Genomic DNA, 23,301 nt, shown 5'->3' with positions numbered 1-23,301 from the left:
GGGCAGCGCATATATAATAATGGATTAAACTGAAAAGAAGCCTCAGCTCACGACGCCAAGGCTTTGTCATTACGAATGGGATACAGGCGTACCGCTCTCATGCTTCACTGAAGCGGGCTGGACAGCAGGCTGAGCTCCGGATGATGCTCCAGAGCCTCCTTGCAATAATCGCAAGTAACCCTGACGGTAACCTCGCCCTCTGAATCATACGCTATTATATCCCTGCGCTCCGCGGGGGTCAAGGAATGAAGACCGAGCCTTGCCTCGCTGATTCTGCCGCCGTCGATGCTGCCCAGATAGGTCCGGCAGTGTCTGCACACATAATGTATAGCCATTGTTATGCCTCCTGAAGGAACAATATGCCTTCAGTATGCCCGGGGCGTCCCCGGCTTAGCCCTACTTCCGTCCCCGCTTCTACCCGTTGAATCTGGCCATCGTCTGTTCGAACGTATGATCCAGGCTGTACTCCAGCGCGTCGCAGGCCGATCCGATCATGGACGCCAGCGCCTCCGACTCTTTCTTCGGGAACGCGGACAGCACATAATCGACAATCGCGTAACCCGGCTCCGGACGGGAGATACCCATCCGAACGCGGTTGAAGGTCTGCGTGCCGGTATGCTGGATTATCGACTTAATACCGTTATGCCCGCCGGCGCTGCCTTGATACCGCAGCCGAATCCGGCCGATCTCGGTGTCCAGATCATCGTATACGACAATCAGGTCGTCCAGCGATACCTTGTAGTAATCCATATAGGCCCGGACCGATTCCCCCGACAGATTCATAAAGGTCATCGGCTTGATGAGCACCGTCTTGACGCCGCCGATGACGCCTTCGCCGATCGATGCCTTGCATTTGTTCTGGTTAAAGGCAATGCCGTGTCTGGCCGCCAGCTCGTCCAGCGCCATGAACCCGACGTTATGCCGGGTTCTGGCATATTGGGTGCCGGGATTGCCAAGTCCCACAATCCATTTCATTTTGGTCGATTCCCTCTCTTTTTGGTACAATACTATACACAGACCGCGTGATCTTTAAACGCGATTCCACCAAAAGACGGGTGATCCCATGCAGCAAGGCGAGAAACTGAGTCACCACCGCCAATTTCAGTATCATCTCCAGCATGCCATACCGGTCGAGGTGACCTGCAACGGCGTCCATGTGGACATCGGCGTTCTCACCGCCGTCGATGCCCACTTTGCCGAACTGCAGGGTACGCTGTACAGCCGCACCCGCTTCACCTTCATCTCCCGGCCCGGGTATTAGAGACGCCCGGGCCAGAGAGACCGGCAAGGCCCCATACGCCGACAAGGGTTACATCTCCCCCACGGGAGGTGTAACCCTTTTGGGTTGCGCCGGCAGCAGCCGGTTTATTCAATCTCGAACAACTTGCTGATCGAGAGTTCTTCGTGAACGCGGATAATGGCTTCGCCCAGCAGAGGCGCCACGGACAGCACCTTCAGCTTCGATGTCGGATTCTCATTGCGAATTGGAATCGTATCCGTCACGACGACTTCCTTGATCGGAGAGTTCTCCAGCCGCTCATGTGCCGGTCCGGACAGAACCGCATGCGTACAGCAGGCGTATACTTCCTTCACTCCGCCTTCCATCAGCGCATTCGCTCCGAGAACAATCGTGCCGGCCGTGTCGATGATGTCATCGATCAGAATGGCCGTCTTGCCTTCAATATGACCGATGATGTTCATGACCTCGCTGACGTTCGGTTCCGGGCGGCGCTTGTCGATAATCGCCAGCGGCGCATTCAGGAAGTCGGCCAGCTTGCGGGCGCGAACTACGCCGCCGTGGTCCGGCGATACGATAACCGGATTCTGGATCTGCTTCGAGCGGAAATACTGCGCCAGAATCGGCACGCCCAGCATATGATCGACCGGAATATTGAAGAAGCCCTGGATCTGCATGGCATGCAGGTCCATGGTAATGACACGGTGCGCGCCGGCTCTCTCGATCAAATCCGCGACCAGCTTGGCCGTAATCGGATCGCGCGAACGGGCCTTGCGGTCCTGGCGGGCATAGCCGTAATACGGAATCACCACATTGATGCTCTTCGCGGAAGCCCGCTTCAGGGCATCGATCATCACCAGCATTTCCATCAGATTGTCATTGACCGGGGCACAGGTCGACTGAACAATGTAGACATGGCAGCCGCGCACGCTCTCCGACAGCTTGACCTGAATCTCCCCGTCGCTGAAGCTGGTGGTGTGCGACTCGCCCATCGGAATGCCGATATAATCGGCGATTTGATGGGCAAGCTTCGGATTGGAGTTGCAGGTGAAGATCTTCAATTTGGAATCAAGATAAGCCATAAAAGTTAAACCCTCCGTGACGGTTCATAAATTTATTACACCCTGTGCGCCATGATCCTGTTCGCTCAAATGATCCTTAGGACGGATGGGACTGCCGGGACTGTTCCTTCTTCGCCTTCGCGCGGGAGCGGATCTTGTCCGCATAACCCGGCTTGTTCTCCTGCCGCTGTCTGGCGATGGCCAGATCGTTCTCCGATACGGAGCGGGTAATGGTCGATCCGGCTACCACATAAGCGCCCTTGCCGACCTTGACCGGCGCGATCAGGTTGACGTTGCTGCCGATGAAAGCTTCATCCTCAATCTCGGTGAGCGCCTTGTTGAACCCGTCGTAATTGACGGTTATGGCTCCGCAGCCGACATTGACGTTCTTGCCGACGGAAGCGTCGCCGATGTAGCTCAGATGCGACACCTTGGAGCCGTCTCCGATCGTCGCCTTCTTGATCTCGACGAAGTCTCCGATCTTCACATCCTCGCCGAGCACGCTGCCTGGCCGCAAATAGGCAAAAGGCCCAACGGTTGTCCGTGCGCCGACTTCCGCCTGATTCAGCACGGAATGCTTGATCTGCGCCCCGTCTGCAATCACGCTGTCTTCAATTTCCGCGGAAGGACCGATGATGCAGTCTTCCCCGATTACGGTTCTGCCCTTCAGCAGAGTGCCGGGATAAAGTACCGTGTCCGAGCCGATGACGACGTCGGCGCCGATATAGGTCGATTCCGGATCAATAATGCTGACGCCGCCAAGCATATGGCGTTTTACAATGCGCTGACGCATCACCGCCTCGGCCTCGGACAGCGCTACCCGGTCATTGACGCCGATGGACTCGGCTGCGTCCGTCGTCTGATAGGCCAGCACCCGGTCTCCCTGGTTGCGCAAAATGCCGATCACATCGGTCAGGTAGTATTCCTGCTGGGCATTCTCGTTGGTCACCTGATCCAAAGCGGCGAATAACTTCTTATTATCGAAGCAATAAATGCCTGTATTGATCTCCTGGATGGCGGCTTCCTCCGGCGTGGCGTCCTTCTGCTCGACAATGCCCAGCAGTTCCCCGCTCTCTCCCCGAATAATGCGTCCCAGTCCCGACGGATCTTCCATCACGGCGGTCAGAATCGTAGCGGACGCTCCTTCCCGCTCATGCAGCGCCATCAGCGCTACCAGCGTTTCCGGCGTAATCAGCGGCGTATCGCCGTAAGCTACAATGGTCGTGCCCTCTTCCGCAGCAATCCGTTCGGCCGCCTGCTTCACCGCATGACCTGTACCGAGCTGCCGATCCTGCAGCACATACTCGGCGGAATTGCCCAAATAAGCCTGAACGGCTTCTGCTCCGTGCCCGACCACGACGATGCTGCGCTCGCAGCCGGTCGCCTTGACCGTATCCAACACGTGTCCTACCATCGGCTTACCGCATACGGGATGCAGCACTTTGTACAACTTGGATTTCATGCGCTTGCCCTGTCCCGCAGCAAGAACAACAGCCATTCTCTTCAAGAATGCCAACCTCCTACTTCTTGAACTCCATACTGAATATACTTCATTCCAGGCAAAAAGAAAAGGGAACCATAAGCTGGTTCCCTTTTCTTCGAACCCCAATAGCGAAGAGTTATGCCCCCTCTTCAATGACTTCCTCTTCCGTTGCAGCGCGTTCATATTCGGCCAGAACAGCCGACTGGATCTTCTCCCGCGTTCCCGAGGAAATCGGATGCGCGATGTCGCGGAATTCGCCGTCCGGCGTACGCTTGCTGGGCATAGCAACAAACATACCGTTGTTACCGTCGATGACGCGAATGTCATGAACAACAAACTCGTTGTCGATGGTAATGGATGCGATCGCCTTCATTCTCCCTTCGGAGTTGACGCGGCGGAGTCTTACATCCGTAATTTGCATGTGTGTGTTCACCACCTTTTTCCATCAGAGACTTGGGTGTAATATTCCACACTGCTGGGCGAATTCCTTCTTTTTGGTTCCATAAAATGCCTGTAAAAGCAGATTATTTTTGGCTATCCAACGTTTCCGACATCGTTCTCCACGGCTCCCCATCTTTCCCCAAGCTTTCGTCACAACCCGCTACTGGGCGCGTCCGGCAAAGTAATTCCCGGGATGGGCCGAAATGATGCGCTCTCTCGCGTCCACCTCGCCGAGAGATACCAGCGACACATAATCATGCAGCAGCCGGTCCTTGACATCGGCAACTTCCGATTCCACCAGTACGCCGACTCCGGCCACCTGGGCCCCGAACTCGCCGAGCAGATCGACCATCCCGCGAATCGTACCGCCCATCTTCATGAAGTCATCCACAATCAGCACCTTCGATTTCTCGCGCAGGGCGCGGCGGGACAGCGACATGGTATGGATACTCTTATGGGAGCCCGATACATAATTGATGCTGACCGCAGACCCTTCCGTTACCTTATGGTCCCGGCGCACCAGAATGACCGGCAGCCCGAGCTGGCCTGCGGTAGCGTAGGCGAGCGGAATTCCCTTCGTCTCCACCGTCATCACGGCATCTATCTCGACTCCGTAAAAAGCGGTGGCGATCAGCTTGCCGGCCTTCTCCATTATGGCGGGCTGTCCGAGCAGATCGGACATATAGAGATAGCCTCCGGGCAGAATCCGGTCACTCTGCTCCAGCATCTGGCACAGCTCCGCAATAAAGGACGACGCTTCGTCGGCAGGCATCCGGGGAATGAACTTGACGCCTCCGGCGGCGCCGGCCAGCGTCTGCAGCTCGCCCATGCCCTCGCCTTCAAATACTTCCTTGATGATCGCCAGATCCTCGCTGATCGACGATTTGGCCGACCCGTACCGGTCGGCGAACAGAGAGAGCGGCAGCAGCTCGTGCGGCTTCTCCAGCAGAAAATGAGTCATGTCCACCAAGCGTTGGCTTCGTTTTAATTTCTTCAACGGAAAGCTCCTTGTCAAAACCGAATATTATAGAGAGAATATACCACTTTTGTACGGCTTTGCACAAGGCAGGCGCTTTCGGTCAAGAGAGCGACCGTACCGCGTATACTTCCTTGCAGAAGCCGCGCAGTCCGTTATAGATGCGCGCCACCTTGGACGGACGCGACACCAGGCCGAACACGGTCGGTCCGCTGCCCGACATCAGCACTCCGTCCGCCCCGAGGCGGATCATCGCTTCCTTGATGCGCCGCACCTCCGGATGCCAGGGCAATGTGACATCCTCCAGCACATTCCCGAGCCCGCTGCAGACGGCGCGGAAATCGCCCGCTTCAATCGCGGCCTGCATCGCCGCCGCAGACGGATGATGCTCGATGGCGCCCGCCCGCAGACGGCCGTAGACTTCCGCCGTCGAGACATTGATCGGCGGCTTGGCCAGCACCACCCAGCAGGGCGGCGGGTTCGGGATCGGCGTCAGCTGCTCGCCCCGCCCTGTCGCCAGGGCGGTCCCTCCGCTGACGCAGAACGGCACATCGGAGCCGAGCTCGGCTCCGAGCCGCTGCAGTTCCGCCTCGGCGATTCCGAGGTTCCAGAGGCGGTTCAGCCCGCGCAGCGTAGCCGCGGCGTCGCTGCTGCCCCCGGCCAGCCCTGCGGCGACCGGAATTTTTTTATCCAGATGAATATGTACGCCGGCCTTGACGCCGTAACGGTCCTTCACCAGTCTTGCCGCCTGGAACGCCAGATTCTTCTCGTCCAGCGGAATGTACCCGGCCTGGCTTGAGATAATGATCGTTCCCTGTCTCAGCTCCGACAGCTCCAGCCGGTCCGCGAGATCGACCATCGTCATGATCATCTCGACTTCATGGAAGCCGTCCGGGCGCTTGCGCAGCACATCGAGCATCAGGTTGATTTTGGCCGGTGCTTTTTCATAGATTCTCAAGGCGTTCACCTTCTCTTCGTAGTTCCCACTCCAAACAGCTTAACATATTATAGGGGAATCCGGTGGCCAAGTCCATTCCATGAGATCCGTCCGGGAAGAGGCGCGCGAACAGGGCCGTCCCTTTAAGGAACCGCCCTGCCCTCCTGTAGAACGTCTACGACCGGCGCGCCGCCTGTTCGGCAAGCTCAATCGCCCGCTTCACCATGTTGCCGGCATCGGCGGCTCGAATTCCGCCCCAGCCTTCGCGCTGAACCGTGTCATAGAACCCCAGTTCCTTCGCCAGCTCCGTCTTCAGCTCTTCCGACATTACACCGCGTCTTCTTCGGCTCATGTTCTGCCCTCCTGCTGTAGATCTGGGATGAAGTATTGCACTCTTAGTGTGCCTGAACCGGCTCCCGATTATCCGGCAATCAAAAGCGGCCCCTCTGCCAGCGCAGCGGGACCGCTTGTGGAAAGCTAAATCACTTCTTCCCCGCAGACCGTGATTTCCACGGATTCCGTCAGGACGTCGGTATAGCTGTAAGATACACGCTTGAACGACTGCTGCTCGTCCAGCTTGACAATAAATACAGAAGGGTACGTTTCTTCCAGGACACCCGTGCGTTCCACGGTTTTACGGCGACCACCATTTGCTCTCAGCGTAATCTTGGATCCGACATGAGCTTCGAGATTCCGTTTGATTTCCAATAGCGTGTTATTAGCCATTGCCTGACGACCACCTCTTTCCTTGTCCATTATACCTCATCTTCAAGATAAATGTCAAGGTAAACCCATAATTATAGGGGATGCTTATTGGTGTTGTCAACGGGTTTTTTTGCTAAAAAAGAGAAGAATTAGCGACAGTCGCTGCCTCTTCTCTCTCCTTCTGCCAGCTGCCGAAGACCGCCTCTTCAGACTGCCGACGGCGTTACTTTCAGCGTTGCCAGATTGCTGAGTCTCGGCATTCCGATCCGGAAGCTTCCGCGGGTCTCAATACCGCCCACGCCCTGGCTGCCGCTGATGGTATGATGCAGCACATCGTTCAGGTTCACCGTCTCGCGTATGGACGTCACCGCCGCCTTGGCCGCAATATAGACGGGGTCGAGCGCATGGATGAGGACGCGTGCCGGGGAGGAAGCAAAATTCGCGCCTGCTCCCAGCAGGGCTTCAAAATGCGATTGGCAGGCGCCCGCCACTACCGTCAGCGCATCGTAATGCCGCTCATACTCCCGGGCTACCCGGATCGCGGCTACGAAATTCTGCGAGTTCTTGTAGCTGCCAAGACTGTACAGGTCGTACGTGTGCGGCGGCTTCAGCACGCCGTCATGCCCGGTAATCACCACAATGTCCGGACGCACGCGCGGCAGCAGCCGGTACAGCGTATCGGCCATCGCCGCTTCCGGCACATGGTGACCCTCCGCCGGGATGCGAAGCTGTTCGTAGAGACTCAGGCTTTTGCTTAAGTAAGCCCGGTCTCCGTCCAGATGAAGCACCTTGCCCGGAACTTCAAAATAGCCATGATCCGCAGCTCCCGGAATCCAAGAGCCCGAACTGCCGGGGCCTGACGGCCGAAGCCCATCCTGCCGTTCCTTCTGCAGAAGCGACAGCGACTCGACCGCCTTGATGCGGGCCCGATGCCCCAGCTCCGTCTCCTCGGCCTCGCGGGCGGGCAGCAGATCGTCGACCGGCGCGTCCGCCAGAAGCCGGAACTCGGTCCCCTTGATGATGGCCTGATTCCGCTGAATCTGCTCCACGCGGAATGTGATGTCGGCCCCATACGATTTGCGGACGACCAGATCTCCCAAATTCATCAGAACATCACCTCTACCCCATCGTATGGGCAAGTGCGGGGGATGGTTCTGCCTATCTTCAAAATTATCGCCGCTAGGCTACGCCCGCGGCCAGCAGCACATCGCTCAGGCGGGCGAACTCCTCCAGGCTGAGCGTCTCCCCCCGGCGGGAAGGCTCGATCCCGGCCTCCGCCAGAAGCTCCTCCAGCCGCTCCCGCCCTTCCTTCGCAAAATAGCGGGCCTTGAGGTTGTTCGCAATCGTCTTGCGCCGTTGGGTGAACGACGCCTGCACGACGCCGAAGAAATGCTGCTCGTCCTGCACTTCCACCGGCGGCGTCTCTCTGACCTTCAGCCGGATTACGGCCGATTCCACATTCGGCTGGGGAATGAAGACAGTATGGGGAACCGTACAGATGAGCTCAGGCTCGCTGTAATACTGAACGGCAATGCTCAGACTTCCGTAGTCCTTGCCGCCGGGCGAAGCCGCCATGCGCTCTGCCACTTCCTTCTGGATCATGACAACAATATTCTTGAGCGGCAGCTTCTCCTCCAGCAGCTTCATCAGAATGGGTGTCGTCACATAATAGGGCAGGTTAGCCACGACGCTCACTCCCTGGACGGAAGCAAAGTCTTCCTCGAACAGCGCCTTCAGGTCTACCTTCAGCACGTCGTCATTTCGCACCTTTACGTGCGGGTGCGGCGCCAGCACCTCCTCCAGAATCGGAATGAGCCGGCGGTCGATTTCGACCGCCGTTACCGCTCCGGCCTGGTCCGCCAGACGCTCCGTCAGAGCGCCGATGCCGGGGCCGATCTCAAGGGCGCCGTCCTCCTTGGTCAGCTCGGCGGCGCCGACGATTTTGTCCAGAATGTTCCGGTCAATCAGAAAGTTCTGGCCGAGGCTCTTCTTGAAGGAGAAACCGTGCCGCGCAATAATCTCTTTCGTCCGCTTGGGGGACGAAACCTCTTCTCTGCCGTTCATGCCCTGTTGTCCTCCCTGCTTGTCTCCATCCGTTCCACCTGCTCCAGCGCCCCGGCGAATTCCGCCGGCGTGATGCCGAACATCGCCAGCCGCTTGTAGAGCTGCTTGCCGTTGCAGTATCCGATGCCCAGCGCATTGCCGAGAGCCATCCGGCGCTCCGCCGCTCTGGGGTGCACGATCAGGCCGGCATCCAGAAGGTCATCCATCCCGATCTGGGGCGGCGCGCCCTCAAAGGACGTATGCACCCGCGACAGCGCGTGGCGAATGGCTTCGGGCGAGGCGTTCTCCACTCCGATGTCGCCGCGCCGCGTCGCTTCGGCTTCCGGAATAAAGGCGTGCTTGCAGCCCGGAACCTTGGACGACACGATCTTGCGGATGCGTTCACCGGCATGGTCAGGGTCGGTCAGAATAATCACGCCGCGCCGCTCCATCGCCAGCCGAATCCGGGAAATGACCGCCGGCCCAACCGCAGAGCCTCCGGTCTCAATTGTGTCCGCCTTGACGGCCCGCTTGACCGCCACCGTGTCGCTTCGGCCTTCCACCACTATGACTTCTTTGATCATCATCTATCAGGCATCCCTTATTGATAAAAAGTTATAGCCTCCCGCAACTTCCCGCGGAATAAATCCGTCGGATATAACAAAAAGAAGGGTTCGCTCCCCTTCTTTTTGGCTAAAGAATTGTATAGGCGAGAGCTTAACTCACTATAGCGTAAGTCCCGCTTTTTTGCAAAAACCGTCCCACCTCACTGCCGTCAGTTCAGCTCGGGTTTGACCGGTCCGATCACATACACCGTACGTGACTTGCGTCCGAAATTCCGTGCATGGCTCAATGAATCGTAGTAGACGTCGATCTTGTTGCCTTTGATGGCACCGCCCGTATCCTCTGCGCGGCGGAATCCCAGACCTTCAATGTACACCCACCAGCCAATCGGAATGATATTCGGATCGACCGCAATGGTCCGTCCCTCGGTTACCCGCGTCCCCGAAGCCGTCCGTGTGCCAATGCCCGGCTCTTCGGAAGAGTAGGCCGTCATGGAGACATTCTTGATTACCCGTTTATAATCGAAATTCACGCCGGATTTCTTGGCCGTTCCTCCGCTTGAGGTAGTTTTGGCCTTGGTTGTGGTGGCTTTGGCTTTGGCAGCGACAGCTGGCTTGGGAATCGGCTTCGCCTTGGTGCCGACGGCAATAACTTTGTCTTTCGTTACCGTCTGAACCTCTTTGCCGACCATGACCATCGAAGCGAGCTGACCATCCTGATAGGTCTTCTCGATATGCTGGATCATGACTCCCGGTTTGCCTGCTTGTGCCACACGCACGTCACCCACATAGAGGGAAGGGTCCGCCGTCTTGATGACCCGGAACGGCAAGTTCTGCGTCCGCTGCACGACTTGCTTCGTGATACGGACGACCTTGACATCCAGACGATTGGCGGAAATTGCGGTGTCGGTCGAAGGAAATACTTTGTCATGCTCGCCCAGGTTTACCCCGAGCTTGGTTAATGCGGTGCCGAGGTGATCCTCGGTCGTATATACGGTCTTCGTCTTGCCGCCTTCGGTCAGGCTGATCTGATGCGCCCGGTCGATGGCGATACGGTCACCGTTCTTCAATTCGTCGCTTACCGAGGCCGACAATTGGTCATGCGGCGATACCGTAATTCCGGCTTCCGCCAGAATGTCGCCAAGAAGCGTCTTGCGCGTCTCCAGCGTCCGGATCTCTCCGTCGACAACAACTGTAATTTGCTTAATGCTGCTGCCGCCGGTCAAGAACACGATCAACAGCACCACCGCGGCAGATGCGGCTCCTGCGAGCAGCAGGATGCGAATATGGCTCTGAATCCATTGTACTGCGTTCGGCCTGCTGGATGTCTGCGAATCATGGGTCATCTCTGGTTGAATTGCGCCCATACTCTCCATCCTCCTTGCATAGCTTCCGGCCGCGAACTTCTCTCTTTGATGACTGTCACGGCGTTCGCGTGAAGCTACATGAGATTGTCACAGGATACGCGGTAGATCAGAAGCATGCGTCTCCCGTTCACCGATCGGCTGCCCGGCACTCGTATTTATCCGGCGGATACTGTAAAAATTCAAACAAAAAAAGCCTGGAAAGAGACTCTAACAGAGGACTCTTCCGTGGCTTTTCCAAGGCCGGATCAGGGACTTGTGCACGAGGTTTCCTCTCTTACTTGCGCTTACGGGGTTAGCTGTCGGGTTCGGACGAAAGAGAGACGCCCTATCTCAGGTCATCCGCTCATGGCGAATGCCCTCAAATTCACCCCAAAGACCACGAAAAGAAATCAAATACTGTTCTGCAGACGCGTCCGACGATGGCTTATGTACGACCGGGATACGGCAGATCAATATCGGTTCCCCCGTTCTCCGTGACGGAGACTCAGCGAGACGATCGGTGAATCAACGGCTGACCAGCAGCTCGTTGTACTGAAAAGATGATATCCTGTTTTAATGCAGATTGTAAAGCGCACTTCAACCACGTTTACAAACATAAAAGGTTAAATATTTGTAATAAACAGTGGTTTCTTCGTTAAAAAAGTTTAATCCTTCGAGAATGCTCCCTTTTTCACCCCTTTTCCTCCGGATTTCGCTGGATACCAAATCGTTCCAGCGCGTTCGCATACGTTTTTTTAGCTAATTCTTCCAAATGTAAGCCCTTTATTTCAGCCGCCGCTTCTGCCACCAACCTGACATGAGCACTCTCATTCCGCTTACCGCGGAAGGGGTGAGGCGTCAGATAGGGGGAGTCCGTTTCGATCAGCAGCCGGTCCATCGGCGTCTCCTTCAAGACCTCTTTCGGAACCCTTGCATTCTTGAATGTAACCGGTCCCCCAAAAGACAAGTGGAAGCCCATGTGAAGGCATTGTTTGGCCGTCTCCCAGCTCCCCGAGAAGGAGTGCATGACGCCGCCAACCTCCGATGCTTTTTCCTCGCGGAGAATTTTAACAATATCCTCATGGGCATCGCGATTATGGATGACAATCGGCATGTTCAATTCCCGGGCCAGTCCGATCTGACGGCGTAAAAGCGCCTGCTGCACATCCTTCGGCGATGTATCCCAATAATAATCCAGCCCGATTTCGCCGATAGCGACGACTTTGGGATGGGCGCATAGGGAAGCGATCCATTCCAGGTCGCCTTCGCGGAAATCAATGGCATCCACCGGATGCCAGCCTATGGCGGCATAAATGCTGTCATACTTCTCGGTCAGGCTCATCGTGGTCGGGATGGTCTCACGGTTGAAGCCGATATTGATCATTCGGGTGACCCCGGATTCGAAGGCCCGGGCTATAGTCTCCTCCCGGTCGCCGTCGAACTGCGGCGCATCCAGATGGGTATGCGTGTCGAATAATTCCATGGGTTCAGGCTCCTCTCCTTCTGTCTACAATCGTTCAAATATGGCGCGCACATTCCCGGGAAGATGCGGGAGCAGTGGCATGAGCTTATCTTGCGGGACATATAAATGATAGCGGCCCCGGTGAATGCCGCTGATCGAGCGGACAATATCCGATACTTCCGAAATTTCACGCAGCCGTTCCTGGCGGTCCAGCAGCAAAATCTGCTTCCCGTGAAAGCCCTCTCCGGGACGGAATACATCATAGGGCAGATCGGTAGGGAAATCAATTTCCAGGTCATATTCCGGGTGAAGTCCCGCTTCCCGGAAGCAGCGGCGAATCTCGTCGATTGTCTCCATATCCAGACTTTCCATTTCTACATACTTATACAATCTACGGTGGATGAACCGGTTACAGAGATCGCTTAGCAGCTCATCCTTCTCCCGGGTCCACTGCATAAAGGCCGTCTGTACCAGCGCTTCATCCAGCAGCAAATACTGCCGGACACTGATTTCATCCTCGAATAAATCGGACAACGGTTCAATCATGAAGCGAAACGGGTAACCATTCGTATACAGTTCTTTCGCCCGGCGAAAAATTTGGCGCAGAATAATCTCCGAGCTTCGGGTGACCGGATGAAAGTACACCTGCCAGTACATCTGATAGCGGGACATTAAATAATCCTCGATCGCATGCATCCCGGACTCCTTCACTACAACGCGACCGTTGTAAGGCCGCAGCACCCGGAGAATCCGGTCGATGTCAATCGTACCGTAATTAACCCCTGTATAGTAGGCGTCCCGAAGCAAATAATCCATCCGGTCTGCATCCAGTGGACTGGAGACCAGATTGACCACAATGTCATGTTCATAGGTTTTGCAGATGACGGACGCGACCTTTTGCGGAAAATCGGGGCTTACCTCCCGCAGAATCTCTGTAATGGCTGTATCCTCCTGAATAATCCGGCAGGTCCAATCTTCGTGGTTCATTTCAAAAGCTTCTTCTATAGAATGAGAGAATGGCCCATGCCCGAGATCATGGAGCAGCGCCGCGCAGAGCGTGACCAGACGTTCCTCGGGAATCCAGTCGCCGTAACCGGCGCGCTCGAACTGCGAGATAATGCGGCGGGTAATTTCATAGACACCCAGCGAGTGGGAGAAGCGGCTATGTTCCGCGCCATGAAAAGTCAGATAAGTCGTTCCAAGCTGACGAATGCGGCGCAGACGCTGGAACTCCGGAGTATTGATCAATCGCCAGATCACCGTATCCTGGACATGGATATAATTGTGAACCGGATCTTTAAATACCTTTTCTTCCGTAAGCGGTCGAGTCATACGCGATCCCTCCCTAAAAATAACAAATATAATGTCGTAAAATGTCGAATAATAGCATGTTTAATCATTTCCAATTCGACAATTCAATATCCCAGTCCTTCTTGCTCTCAACCCTTCCAGTACCGCCATTTCAAAAAGAACAACCTTCCAAAAAAATTCGCCCGCTGAACTCGGGTTGACTGTTCTGGGAATGCTTGGTATTATAAGGTACACAAAACAGAGAAGATTGTCGAACGCTGACACTTTTTGATGACTATTTGAGAGGAGCAAGATTGGATATGATGAAATCAACTGGGATTGTTAGAAAAGTAGATGAATTGGGACGGGTCGTTATTCCGATTGAACTGCGCCGCACCCTGGGCATCGGCGAGAAGGACGCCCTTGAAATTTATGTAGACGGCGAACGGATCATGCTGAAGAAATATGAGCCGGCCTGCATCTTCTGCGGCAACGCCGAGAACGTTACGTATTTTAAAGGAAAAATTGTCTGTCATGAATGTATTTCTGCCATTCCTGCCCCTGTGACAAATTAAACGAAATCCGTTATAATAGAATCCATACTACTGTTAATTCTAACCTTTTTAATATCTCCTTGACCCTCCGCCCTAAGCGGAGGGTATTTTTTATTCCTCTTCTTACTGTTCATTCAGCAGTGCATTGTAGATGTCCCGCTTGGCAACCCCTCGATCAGAAGCGGTCTTCTTCATCGCCTCTTTGCGCTCCATGCCTTGCGCTTCATAATGAGCCACATGTTCGGCCGTCGTCAAGCTCTGCCACCATGCTGCCTCTGCTTCCGCAGCGGCCTCGGCGCTCTCCCCCTCAATTACAAGCACATATTCCCCCAGAGGGGGGTGCTCGCTCAGCCATTCCAGACACTCTTCAAGCGTCCCGCGGACAAACTCCTCGTAACGTTTGGTCAGCTCCCGCGCCAGCGCTGCCCGCCGATTGCCGAAGGCTTCCAGCATGAGTGCCAGCGTCTTGCCGACCCGATGGGGAGACTCGTAGAACAGCAGGGTTCCTTGGGCGGACCTCAATCCGGATAAGATCTTCAGAATATCCTTGCGTTCGCGCGGAAGAAAGCCCATAAAGGTAAAGCTGTCTGTCGGAAGCCCGGATGCAATCAGCGCCGACAAGGCGGCGTTCGCTCCGGGTACGGGAACCACCGGAATTCCGGCTTCGACGGCAAGCTGTACCAATTCCGCCCCAGGGTCGGAAATTGCCGGCAGACCGGCATCGCTGACGAGTGCCAAATTTTTACCTTCTATTATATATCGAATCAGTTCAGGTCCGCTTGCCGCTTTATTGTGCTCATGGTAGCTGAACAGCAGCGACGGTGTAATCTCAAAATGGCTGAGCAGCTTCCGCGTCTGCCGGGTATCCTCGGCGGCGATAATGTCGCATTCCTTCAGCATCCGAACAGCCCGGTAGGTCATATCCTCCAGATTGCCGATCGGTGTAGCGACAAGATACAGCGTACCGGTCCCCTGCACGCTCTGCTGGAAGCTGCTCTGAATCTGTATCGTCATGACAGTCCCTCTTTTGTCCCGAAATAAATATCCTGAATCTCCGGTGTATACCGGTTGTCTTCATTATAAACAATGAGCGGGGGCTTCAATCGCACCTCCGGCTTGCCGTCCCGAATGGCCTCGATCAGGACCATATTGGCTTCCAGCGACGCACGCGGGTGTACAAACCGGACAATCTTGGGTTCCAGCCGGTACTGCCGCATCAGACTGACGATATCCGCCAGCCGCTGCGGCTTATGAACCATCGCCACCTTGCCGCCGGTGCGGACCAGCCGGACACAAGCCTGGATCACTTCCTCCAGCGTACAGCCCAGCTCATGCCTTGCCATCGCCTGATGCCGGTTCAGCTTCAGATCGCTGCCGTTGAGCGGCATATAGGGAGGATTGACCGTTATGGCGTCGTAGACGCCGTAACCGGCAGTCTGGTGGAATTCCCGCAGATCGCCTTCATGAATCATAACCCGATCTTCCAGCCCGTTCAATTTTACACTCCGGCGGGCCATTCCAGCCAATCGGGGCTGGATTTCAACACCTTCAATGGAGGCGTTCGTCCGCGTGGTGAGCAGGATCGGAATTACCCCGTTCCCCGTACACAGATCCAGTACCCGCCCCCTCGGCGGAAGAGAAGCGAACCGGGCCAGCAGCACCGCATCCATCGAGAAGCTGAACACCTCGTCGCTCTGAATGATTCTCAGGTTATGGCTGAGCAGATCGTCGATGCGCTCCGTCTCCAGCAGCGGGACTTCCGGTTGTATGGAATCCATAGTCTCTCTCCTTCAAAAAAAACCGTAGGCGGCAATCCCCTACGGTTCAAATGTTCTTATTTATTGAGAAAAGCCAAACAGAACAGGCAGTCTCCTTCGGTACGCAGATGGCCGAAATAGACGTTGCAGATATGGAACCCTTCATTATAGAGTCTGGCCAGATTGTCATAGCCTTCTCCAACCACCTCATCGGCCTTCTCTCCGGCACCCGCCGGATGGCTCTTCGGCTCGATTCCCCCGTCGGCATGATCCGGCGGAGCTTCACGCAGCAGAATCTTGCGAAGCTGCTCGTTCTCGAGGCTAAGAAGCTGGTTGCTCTCCATCAGTTCCTTGACGGATTGCCGCCACTCCCCAAGGCTGGTCCGCATACGGTCCATTTGATCTTCCATTTCCTGAATGTGTGCAAAAATATCGAATATATTGTGTTTATCCAAGTCTCCACCCCGAAGGTATCTTTATGGTTTACTTGACAACAACATCATCCATGGAAAGTTCCTTGACTTTGCCGATCTCGAACAGCTGAACATGAAGCGTCCGTTTGCCGGCATTGATACCGACAACCTTCCCTTCGCCCAGCGGACTGATGACCAGTTTGCCCACGGCAGGCATTTCTTCCTTAACGCTCTCGTAGTTATCATGCTCAAATTTCAGGCAGCACATCAGCCTTCCGCAGAGTCCGGAAATCTTCGTCGGGTTCAGCGACAGATTCTGATCTTTCGCCATCTTGATGGATACGGGTTCAAAATCCCCCAGCCAGGACGAGCAGCACAGCACACGCCCGCACGGTCCGAGTCCGCCCAGCATCTTCGACTCGTCGCGGACGCCAATCTGGCGAAGCTCAATCCGGGTACGGAAGATGCTGGCCAGATCCTTGACCAGTTCCCGGAAGTCCACACGCCCTTCGGCGGTGAAATAAAAAATAATCTTGTTGCGGTCAAACGTAAATTCGACATCCACCAGCTTCATCTTCAGCCCGTGATCGCGAATCTTGTTCAGGCAGGTGGCAAATGCGTCCTTTGCAGCCTGTTTGTTCTCTTCCACAACGCGCGCATCGGCATCGCCGGCGATCCGCATGACCTTCTTCAACGGAAGAACAACATCCGTCTCCTGCACTTCTTTCTTCCCAATAACAACCTTGCCGTACTCGACTCCCCGCGCTGTCTCAACGATGACGCAGTGATCGCGCTCCACCGGCAGATCCATGGGGTCAAAATAATATATTTTACCCGCTTTTTTGAAGCGGACACCTACTACGCTGTACACAAAAAAACTAACCTCCCTTGTATGCCGGCAGGGCCGGCAAGTCCGCTCCCTGATGATTCGTGACTGTATTTCTTGCCCGCAAACCGTTGGCATCCGGGGAAGACCTTATACCGGAGGATAAATCCGCTGCCTAATGACGCTCCAGTTGAATCAGGAATTGTTCCAGAGTCAGTTGGGAATTGGCGTTAGAACGCAGTTTTTTCTTGCTCTCAGCGGCGTATTCCATATAGGATGCCCACTCGCCGGGGGTTCGCAATCGGGCCTGAGACGAAATCACGTCCAATTGATCGATAAATACGATAGCCTCGTGTTTCCGGTACAGGAAATACAGCATATCCTTGAACCATAGGTGGAACATACTGAATAATACGTCCAGATGTTCTCCAAGCCCTGTCTTCTGCAGTCTCGAGCCGGCGGTCGCCACCGCCGAAGTTCCTCTGCCAAAAGACTCCTTTGCTAATTGTAACACTAGATTTCTCATTTCTGCAAACCAATTCTGCTCTAGCAGAGCCTTACAGCCATCGACTCCCGAGCTTAGAGAAACGGCGCAACGGGCCAAGGGACCCGTCCACCCCTCCTCTGCCAGAATCTGCAACATGATCTCCGGCGCAAGCGGCGAGAACGGAACCGTCTGCGCCCGCGATAGGATGGTCGGCAGCAGCGCCCGGCTGTTGTCCGACAACAGAATCGCCACAGCGGGAGCCGGCGGCTCTTCCAGGAACTTCAGCAGACTGTTGGCCGCCTGAACCGTCATCGTATCCGCCTGGTCAATGATATAGACCTTCGGATGATCTCCCTCCGACCGATACGAAAAAATCCGCTGAAGATCGCGGATCTGTTCAATCTTGATATGGCTGCCGTCCGGTACCACCATCTTTAAATCCGGATGATTGCCATGCTCGACTTTGCGGCACTCCAGGCAGGCTCCGCAGGCATCATCGGTCTTCTCTGTACAAAAAAGCGCCTGGGCAAACGTCAACGCCGTCTTCATCTGCCCGCTGCCGCCCGGTCCCGTGAACAAGTACGCATGGCTGACCGTGTTCCGGCGCAGGGCATTCTGAAGCATCGTCTTCGCCCGCTCCTGGCCCCGTATATCTCCAAAAGCCATGATGTCCTCCTCCACAATCTATACTAAAACGTCAGATTAATCAGCATACCGCGGATTTCGCCAACTTTGCCCAGAAGCTCAATACGCCCCTGCTCGCTCTCCAGCAGCTCATCGGCCATGGCCAGCAGCGCCTCATCAATCTCTTCCAGCAGCTTATACTGCTTGCCCCGGCCTCTGCGGTCCCAGCCTTTCTTGTCCCTCAAGGCAACGCCGCGCCGTGCGGTCTCCTCCAGAAACCGCTTGACCATTGCCCGGTAAATCGCCAGCTCCCGGACGGTCATCGACTTGGAGAGACGGTCCCCCTGGGTCCGGATCTCCTGCAGCTGACGGGTCAGCTCATCGCGCGAAGCCTGTTGTCCCTGCTGTTGAAAGACATCGGAGAAATTCTTCTGTTGAACCGGCTTCCCCGCCGATTCACCGACCGACAGCTCCCCTTTGATGGGGCGGAAATTCGGGTTGATCTTCACGGTTGATTCACCGCCTCTATATAAAATGAAGAATATGAATTCCCTGCTCATCTACCGCTTAACCGCCGCTGCCGAAGGTCTTCCGGCAGCGGCTCTTTTGCAGCTTCTAGTAATGCTCGAACCGGTCTACCGGCATCACGAATACCGTCGCGCCTCCGACCTGAACCTCAACCGGAAGCGGCAAGTAGGAATCTGTCGTGCCGCTCATCGGCGTCACCGGAGTCACGAGCTGCTCGCGAACCTTGCAGCTGTTGCGGATTACGTTCAGCACGGCCTCCACCTGTCCGTCATCGACCCCGATCATGAATGTCGTATTCCCTGCGCGAAGGAAGCCGCCGGTACTGGCCAGCTTCGTTGCCCGAAAATTCGCCTTGACCAGTTCGCTCGACAGCCGGTTGCTGTCCTTATCCTGAATAATGGCAATAATCAGTTTCATCGAACGTTCCTCCTTGTGATTTGACCTTTAACCGGTTAGCTTACTCTTATTTTTATTCGTCGCCCCGGTCTATAAATCCTTTAGAATCCGATCTTCCAGCGTCCGGATCAATTCCTGCTCGACCACGGCCACCGGGCGGTTCGCATCCAGCGTCACGATCCGTTCCGGATGCTTCTTGGCCAGCAGAAGGTACCCTTCTCTTACCCGCTTATGGAAGGCCAGACTCTCGAGATCCAGCCGGTTCACCTCTCGCTGTCCGCTGGCATTGATACGGGCAAGTCCATCTTCAGGGGGAATATCGAGATATACCGTCAGATCCGGCGTACGTCCGCCTGTAGCGAACTGATTGATTGCCTCGACCTCATCCATTCCAAGCCCTCTGGCATGTCCCTGATAGACCAGACTGCTGTCGACAAAACGGTCGCATAGTACCATCAGTCCGTCCTTCAGCGCCGGTTCTACCCGCTCTGCCAGGTGCTGCGCGCGCGAGGCGGCATACAGGAGCGCTTCCGTTCTTGCATCCATGGCGGTGTGCTCCGGGTTCAGAATAATACTGCGGATCTTCTCCGCGATCTCAATTCCGCCCGGCTCTCTCGTAATCAGATAAGGCAGCGAACGGCCCTGCAAATAGGCAGCCATTCTTCCGATTACAGTGGTTTTGCCCGCCCCGTCTCCGCCCTCAATCGTAATAAAAAGTCCCTGATGTCTCAATGTTCCGACTCACGCCTCTCTTCGGTATACCTGTATCGTTCCGGTCTTCGTGGATTCCGCTCCTTGGAACCTGGCCCCTGCCGTCTGCAGCGCCTTCAGCCGCTCCGCCGTCTCCCTGCGAATGACCTCTCCGGGATAGAGCAGCGGTATGCCGGGCGGATAGGGAATGATCATCTCCGCGGCTCTTCTTCCCGCACACTCTTCGAACGGAACATGCTCTGTATCCTGCGGGCGCACCGGCGCCAGAGAGAAATGAACCGGCTCTGAGAAGCCGGAAGCAGAAATGTTCCACGTGGAAAAATCCCCGGGGAGATGGTCTCCGTCTCTCTCCCTTCCCGGATCAGCAGGAGCTTCACGGTCGATTTCTCGTAGCGCATCCAGCAGACGCGCCATCTCCTCGGCCCGCGATCCCAGGCTTAGCGCCAGGATGACATAGCGGTCATCGCTCATTTCCGGCACGAAGCCCTTGGCTTCAAGCCGCGCCTGCAGCTCGAACCCGCCCAGTACGCCGCAACCGTCATGAATGACGGCCTTGAACGGGTCCTGGGCTGTATATCCTGCCCCGGCTCCGCACGGGGCGGTCGCTTCCCCCGGGGAATCGCTGTCCCCGGGGCTGCGGTCCTCCTGCTGCGCCGGCAGCAGGAGCGGAAAGCGCGGCAGCTCCGCCAGGCCGCGCCGGAGCCTATCCACGGCGGCCAGCCCCGCCGTGAAGGCTTCCTCGCGCCGGACATGCAGCTCCCGGCGCGCCAGATCGAGTGAAGCCATCAGCGGATACGATGGGCTGGAGCTCTGAATCATGGCGAGCCGCTGCCGCAGCAGCGCGCGGTCGAGCCTTGGCCCCTGAACATGGAGCATTGCTCCCATGGTCATCGCGGCCAGCATCTTGTGCGTGGACTGGACGACACCGTCCGCGCCGGCCTGCAGCGCACCCCGCGGCAGCGCCGGGTGCAGCCCGTAATGCGCCCCGTGGGCTTCATCCACCAGCAGCGGCACACCGTGCTCGTGGCAGACTTCCGCCAGGGGCGCGAGATCCCCTCCCATGCCATAGTAATTTGGCATGGTCACCAGGACGGCGGCGGCCTCCGGGTAGGCCGCCAGAGCCCTGCGCACCGTTTCAGCCCCCGGTGCAACCGCCAGCCCGCTGGCCGGATCAAGCTGCGGGTCCAGAAAGACGCCCCGCGCCCCGGCCAGCATCAGCCCGTGGAGGACTGACTTATGAACGTTTCGCTGGAGCAGCAGCAGCTTGCCAGGCTGATCGCATACCGTCAGAATCAGCCCGAGATTACCGGCCGTGCTTCCTCCTACCAGCAGGAAACTCTCTTCCGCCCCGAAGCAATCCGCAGCCAGTTCCTGCGCCTCGCGGATGACCCCTTCCGGATGATGCAGATCATCGCTGCCTGTAATCTCCGTCAAATCGACCTTCAAGATATCCCTCAAGAATCCTGCTGCTTCAGAGGAATAGACAGCCCCGTCTTTATGTCCGGGAACATGCAGAGATACATCTTTCCTTCGCGCGTACGCTTCCATCATCTCATAGATCGGTGCCCGTTCATGCCTGCGACTCATCCTTGCCTTCTTCCCTCCAGCTCTTATAGCTTCATTTTAACGCATAACAGGCAGATTTGTCGCTTTTTCCGTCTTCCATTGTAAAAAGGCTCCGCTCCCCTATGGAAACGAAGCCCTTTCTATTCCCTTGGATCCGCTGCCGCCTCATGCATTCTTTTGCAATCCAATCTTCTTCATCCGTCCGATAAAAAAGCGGTACTTGGCATCCTCTGTCTCCGTCCGCACCATTTCCGCTTCACAATCCTCACATATAAAATGGGAGACGATGCGAATTCCTTGCTCCTTCTCCTGTCCGCAAATAATGCAGGTACAGTCCTTCTCCATTTCCATAGCCATCCCACCTTGACTCTTTTAGAATCAGTATGATACACTCCCTAGTATTTTAAACCCGGTTGCTAGTCTTTTTACGCCTTTTTTTATTCTACGCCCATTTTATGCCGGGCCGCTTGCCCCCGTGAACCTCTCATTTAAGATTTTATCCATTCTGGCCGATAGAAGGGTTATGAGAACTGCGACAGGGAGGTTCAAATGCTTGGTTAGAACGAAGGATACCGACAAATCCGCCGCTACTTACTACCACTACAAACTGATTAAGAAAATGACGGTGCCCCGCCCCGCGCTGCTTGTCTTTCAGTGGGCTCCACTCCTTTTTGCAGTGGCAGAGACTTTCACACTATCCGTGTTCAGCGTTGTCTATTGCATGATCGCCCTGCCGGTTGTGCTCTGGATCCATTATGTAATTGCCCGGTCCGTTCTGCTGATTGCCGGATATCCCGTCCGAAAGCGGTGGAGATTCACCCTGAATCTACCTTGGGTCGGTTATATGCCCGAACAGTATGCGCCTTATCGACTGTTTCGTGCCGCCCAGCTCCACACCTTCTGGATTGGCTTCGCGGTAACCGCCATGTTCATCGTATGGACGCCCCCAGCCTTCACCGTATCCCTGGCATTAATTCATTTATGGATTCTCGGTCCGCGCTTCTATATCCTGCTGCGCTTCGGTTGGAGACGTCAGGATGATATGCTGAAATTTGGGCCAGCCGAAGCGGCATGTTATTCACCGTAACCCATGAGATTCTAAAACAGACAGGGCGGTTCACCAGCCAATGAATGGCTATGAACCGCCCTATTGTGATTAAGGAGCTCCGATCTCCAGGACTGCCTCCTTCTTTTCTTTGGGAACCATCACGATAAAATAACCATTATGCAGCGTTAAGTGAATGATTCGCCCTTCCTTCATAAAGGTATAGGAAGAGTCTGATCCGCTCTGCTCCTTCTGATCATTCTGCTCCTCCTCTTGCCATCCCCACGCCTCTATCTCCTTGTAATAAGGGTCCGGTATCGGCTTCTCGCCTTTAAGTCCCGGCAGCGAATAACGTACATAATCCATCGCGGCATTTGTCGTGGTACGGTCGGATGAATTGGCTTCTTTGGGAACGGGAAAAGATTTCTCATTCTGCGCGCCCTCATAAGTTTTCCAAGAAGGCTGGTTGGAACCGCATGCGCTCAACCAGATAACGGACAGGCATAGAATCAGGAGTATTCTTACCCTGACAAGTGCTCTCATTTCCGGCTTCCCTCCTTGCTTCACCATGTATCCAAGGATACATGCGGCTCTGGATTGTCTGCTCTTTGAGTAGTTCATGAGTCACTGCTCATTGTGCATATAGATTGCATACTTTCATTATACTTGTAACTTAAGACCTGTCGGTGACAAAAATGTCACTCAAAACACAGGCCGTTAGCCTCGGTTTCACAACAAAAAACCACCGCCGAAAGATCGGCAGTGGTTATCTATGCTTGGCGGCGTCCTACTCTCCCAGGACCCTTCGGTCCAAGTACCATCGGCGCTGGAGGGCTTAACGGTCGTGTTC

The 23,301-nt window shown here is 55.6% G+C and carries 29 protein-coding genes, 1 rRNA gene and 1 riboswitch; of the genes, 3 read left to right on the top strand and 27 right to left on the bottom strand.

The features are described 5' to 3' along the window. Positions 1–104: 104 nt before the first annotated feature. Together RBI05_RS16975 and pth are read right to left on the bottom strand one after the other, a co-directional pair. The gene (locus RBI05_RS16975) at positions 105–335 is read right to left on the bottom strand and encodes an anti-sigma-F factor Fin family protein (protein ID WP_150458651.1); all 231 of its coding nucleotides are present in this window, start codon (positions 333–335) and stop codon (positions 105–107) included. Positions 336–414: 79 nt separating this feature from the next. Then, entirely contained in the window at positions 415–975 is a 561-nt protein-coding gene (pth, locus tag RBI05_RS16970; protein ID WP_310551929.1) for an aminoacyl-tRNA hydrolase, read from the bottom strand. A gap of 88 nt (positions 976–1,063) precedes the next feature. On the opposite strand from pth, the gene RBI05_RS16965 reads away from it, so the two are divergent. Next, positions 1,064–1,261, top strand: a complete 198-nt coding sequence (locus RBI05_RS16965) for a hypothetical protein (RefSeq protein WP_150458649.1) — start codon at positions 1,064–1,066, stop codon at positions 1,259–1,261. Between the two features lie 104 nt (positions 1,262–1,365). On the opposite strand, the gene RBI05_RS16960 is transcribed toward RBI05_RS16965, so the two are convergent. The 13 genes from RBI05_RS16960 to RBI05_RS16900 all read right to left on the bottom strand — a co-directional run bounded on the left by RBI05_RS16960 (position 1,366) and on the right by RBI05_RS16900 (position 13,586). After that, complete coding sequence (locus RBI05_RS16960; protein ID WP_150458648.1) at positions 1,366–2,319, bottom strand: ribose-phosphate diphosphokinase; 954 nt, start codon at positions 2,317–2,319, stop codon at positions 1,366–1,368. A 76-nt stretch (positions 2,320–2,395) separates the two neighbouring features. Beyond that, positions 2,396–3,805: a bifunctional UDP-N-acetylglucosamine diphosphorylase/glucosamine-1-phosphate N-acetyltransferase GlmU gene (glmU, locus tag RBI05_RS16955; RefSeq protein WP_150458647.1), complete on the bottom strand. Its 1,410-nt coding sequence runs from the start codon at positions 3,803–3,805 to the stop codon at positions 2,396–2,398. Positions 3,806–3,917: 112 nt separating this feature from the next. After that, positions 3,918–4,202: a septation regulator SpoVG gene (gene spoVG, locus RBI05_RS16950; RefSeq protein ID WP_006207419.1), complete on the bottom strand. Its 285-nt coding sequence runs from the start codon at positions 4,200–4,202 to the stop codon at positions 3,918–3,920. Positions 4,203–4,382: 180 nt separating this feature from the next. Beyond that, positions 4,383–5,219, bottom strand: a complete 837-nt coding sequence (gene purR, locus RBI05_RS16945; RefSeq protein ID WP_150458646.1) for a pur operon repressor — start codon at positions 5,217–5,219, stop codon at positions 4,383–4,385. An 82-nt stretch (positions 5,220–5,301) separates the two neighbouring features. Next, entirely contained in the window at positions 5,302–6,156 is an 855-nt protein-coding gene (gene ispE, locus RBI05_RS16940; RefSeq protein WP_310551928.1) for a 4-(cytidine 5'-diphospho)-2-C-methyl-D-erythritol kinase, read from the bottom strand. A 154-nt stretch (positions 6,157–6,310) separates the two neighbouring features. Next, entirely contained in the window at positions 6,311–6,487 is a 177-nt protein-coding gene (locus RBI05_RS16935; protein ID WP_150458644.1) for a small, acid-soluble spore protein, alpha/beta type, read from the bottom strand. Between the two features lie 125 nt (positions 6,488–6,612). Then, positions 6,613–6,861 (bottom strand): biofilm formation stimulator Veg, encoded by a 249-nt coding sequence (veg, locus tag RBI05_RS16930; protein WP_150458682.1) that lies wholly within the window; start codon positions 6,859–6,861, stop codon positions 6,613–6,615. A gap of 185 nt (positions 6,862–7,046) precedes the next feature. Further along, positions 7,047–7,946, bottom strand: coding sequence for a sporulation peptidase YabG (gene yabG, locus RBI05_RS16925; protein WP_310551927.1), 900 nt, complete (start codon positions 7,944–7,946; stop codon positions 7,047–7,049). A 73-nt stretch (positions 7,947–8,019) separates the two neighbouring features. Continuing rightward, positions 8,020–8,904 (bottom strand): 16S rRNA (adenine(1518)-N(6)/adenine(1519)-N(6))-dimethyltransferase RsmA, encoded by an 885-nt coding sequence (rsmA, locus tag RBI05_RS16920; RefSeq protein WP_150458642.1) that lies wholly within the window; start codon positions 8,902–8,904, stop codon positions 8,020–8,022. Next, positions 8,901–9,467, bottom strand: a complete 567-nt coding sequence (rnmV, locus tag RBI05_RS16915; protein ID WP_310551947.1) for a ribonuclease M5 — start codon at positions 9,465–9,467, stop codon at positions 8,901–8,903. The genes rsmA and rnmV overlap by 4 nt, the downstream gene beginning before the upstream one ends. Before the next feature lie 191 nt (positions 9,468–9,658). After that, complete coding sequence (locus tag RBI05_RS16910) at positions 9,659–10,813, bottom strand: ubiquitin-like domain-containing protein (protein WP_310551926.1); 1,155 nt, start codon at positions 10,811–10,813, stop codon at positions 9,659–9,661. A gap of 266 nt (positions 10,814–11,079) precedes the next feature. Then, positions 11,080–11,313, bottom strand: a riboswitch (cyclic di-AMP (ydaO/yuaA leader). A 170-nt stretch (positions 11,314–11,483) separates the two neighbouring features. Then, positions 11,484–12,275 (bottom strand): TatD family hydrolase, encoded by a 792-nt coding sequence (locus RBI05_RS16905; protein WP_310551925.1) that lies wholly within the window; start codon positions 12,273–12,275, stop codon positions 11,484–11,486. A 24-nt stretch (positions 12,276–12,299) separates the two neighbouring features. Next, positions 12,300–13,586, bottom strand: coding sequence for an HD domain-containing protein (locus tag RBI05_RS16900; protein ID WP_150458639.1), 1,287 nt, complete (start codon positions 13,584–13,586; stop codon positions 12,300–12,302). 278 nt (positions 13,587–13,864) lie between these two features. Between RBI05_RS16900 and RBI05_RS16895 the strand changes: the two genes are divergently transcribed. Then, a complete protein-coding gene (locus tag RBI05_RS16895; RefSeq protein WP_025332575.1) occupies positions 13,865–14,119 on the top strand; it encodes an AbrB/MazE/SpoVT family DNA-binding domain-containing protein in 255 nt (84 codons plus the stop codon). 102 nt (positions 14,120–14,221) lie between these two features. Here the strand turns inward: RBI05_RS16895 and rsmI are convergent, their stop codons facing one another. From rsmI to RBI05_RS16845, 10 genes are all read right to left on the bottom strand, one after another. Continuing rightward, complete coding sequence (gene rsmI / locus RBI05_RS16890) at positions 14,222–15,112, bottom strand: 16S rRNA (cytidine(1402)-2'-O)-methyltransferase (protein ID WP_310551924.1); 891 nt, start codon at positions 15,110–15,112, stop codon at positions 14,222–14,224. Beyond that, the gene (locus RBI05_RS16885) at positions 15,109–15,876 is read right to left on the bottom strand and encodes a tRNA1(Val) (adenine(37)-N6)-methyltransferase (RefSeq protein ID WP_310551923.1); all 768 of its coding nucleotides are present in this window, start codon (positions 15,874–15,876) and stop codon (positions 15,109–15,111) included. Before RBI05_RS16885 ends, rsmI begins: the two co-directional genes overlap by 4 nt. A 56-nt stretch (positions 15,877–15,932) precedes the next feature. Next, positions 15,933–16,310, bottom strand: a complete 378-nt coding sequence (locus RBI05_RS16880; RefSeq protein WP_150458636.1) for an initiation-control protein YabA — start codon at positions 16,308–16,310, stop codon at positions 15,933–15,935. Positions 16,311–16,338: 28 nt separating this feature from the next. Then, positions 16,339–17,139 carry a PSP1 domain-containing protein gene (locus RBI05_RS16875; protein ID WP_310551922.1) on the bottom strand — a complete coding sequence of 267 codons (801 nt, stop codon included), beginning with the start codon at positions 17,137–17,139 and terminating at the stop codon, positions 16,339–16,341. A gap of 130 nt (positions 17,140–17,269) precedes the next feature. Continuing rightward, positions 17,270–18,247 carry a DNA polymerase III subunit delta' gene (holB, locus tag RBI05_RS16870; RefSeq protein WP_310551921.1) on the bottom strand — a complete coding sequence of 326 codons (978 nt, stop codon included), beginning with the start codon at positions 18,245–18,247 and terminating at the stop codon, positions 17,270–17,272. A 23-nt stretch (positions 18,248–18,270) separates the two neighbouring features. Further along, positions 18,271–18,714, bottom strand: a complete 444-nt coding sequence (locus RBI05_RS16865) for a YaaR family protein (protein ID WP_150458633.1) — start codon at positions 18,712–18,714, stop codon at positions 18,271–18,273. Between the two features lie 106 nt (positions 18,715–18,820). Next, positions 18,821–19,150, bottom strand: a complete 330-nt coding sequence (locus tag RBI05_RS16860) for a cyclic-di-AMP receptor (protein WP_150458632.1) — start codon at positions 19,148–19,150, stop codon at positions 18,821–18,823. A gap of 69 nt (positions 19,151–19,219) precedes the next feature. After that, positions 19,220–19,861 (bottom strand): dTMP kinase, encoded by a 642-nt coding sequence (gene tmk / locus RBI05_RS16855; protein WP_310551920.1) that lies wholly within the window; start codon positions 19,859–19,861, stop codon positions 19,220–19,222. 9 nt (positions 19,862–19,870) lie between these two features. Further along, complete coding sequence (locus RBI05_RS16850; protein ID WP_310551919.1) at positions 19,871–21,427, bottom strand: aminotransferase class I/II-fold pyridoxal phosphate-dependent enzyme; 1,557 nt, start codon at positions 21,425–21,427, stop codon at positions 19,871–19,873. A gap of 144 nt (positions 21,428–21,571) precedes the next feature. Next, complete coding sequence (locus RBI05_RS16845) at positions 21,572–21,757, bottom strand: sigma factor G inhibitor Gin (protein WP_150458629.1); 186 nt, start codon at positions 21,755–21,757, stop codon at positions 21,572–21,574. A 202-nt stretch (positions 21,758–21,959) separates the two neighbouring features. On the opposite strand from RBI05_RS16845, the gene RBI05_RS16840 reads away from it, so the two are divergent. Then, positions 21,960–22,493: a hypothetical protein gene (locus RBI05_RS16840; RefSeq protein ID WP_310551918.1), complete on the top strand. Its 534-nt coding sequence runs from the start codon at positions 21,960–21,962 to the stop codon at positions 22,491–22,493. A 69-nt stretch (positions 22,494–22,562) separates the two neighbouring features. Here the strand turns inward: RBI05_RS16840 and RBI05_RS16835 are convergent, their stop codons facing one another. Both RBI05_RS16835 and rrf read right to left on the bottom strand, forming a co-directional pair. After that, entirely contained in the window at positions 22,563–22,994 is a 432-nt protein-coding gene (locus RBI05_RS16835; protein WP_310551917.1) for a hypothetical protein, read from the bottom strand. A 231-nt stretch (positions 22,995–23,225) separates the two neighbouring features. Next, positions 23,226–23,301, bottom strand: a 5S ribosomal RNA gene (rrf, locus tag RBI05_RS19350); the annotation flags it as partial.

Origin of the sequence: Paenibacillus glufosinatiresistens (genome assembly GCF_031470375.1) — a bacterium.
Taxonomy (GTDB): domain Bacteria; phylum Bacillota; class Bacilli; order Paenibacillales; family Paenibacillaceae; genus Paenibacillus_AQ; species Paenibacillus_AQ glufosinatiresistens.
The sequence above is the reverse complement of the archived record's forward strand: the minus strand, read 5'-3'. Positions and strand labels throughout refer to the sequence as shown.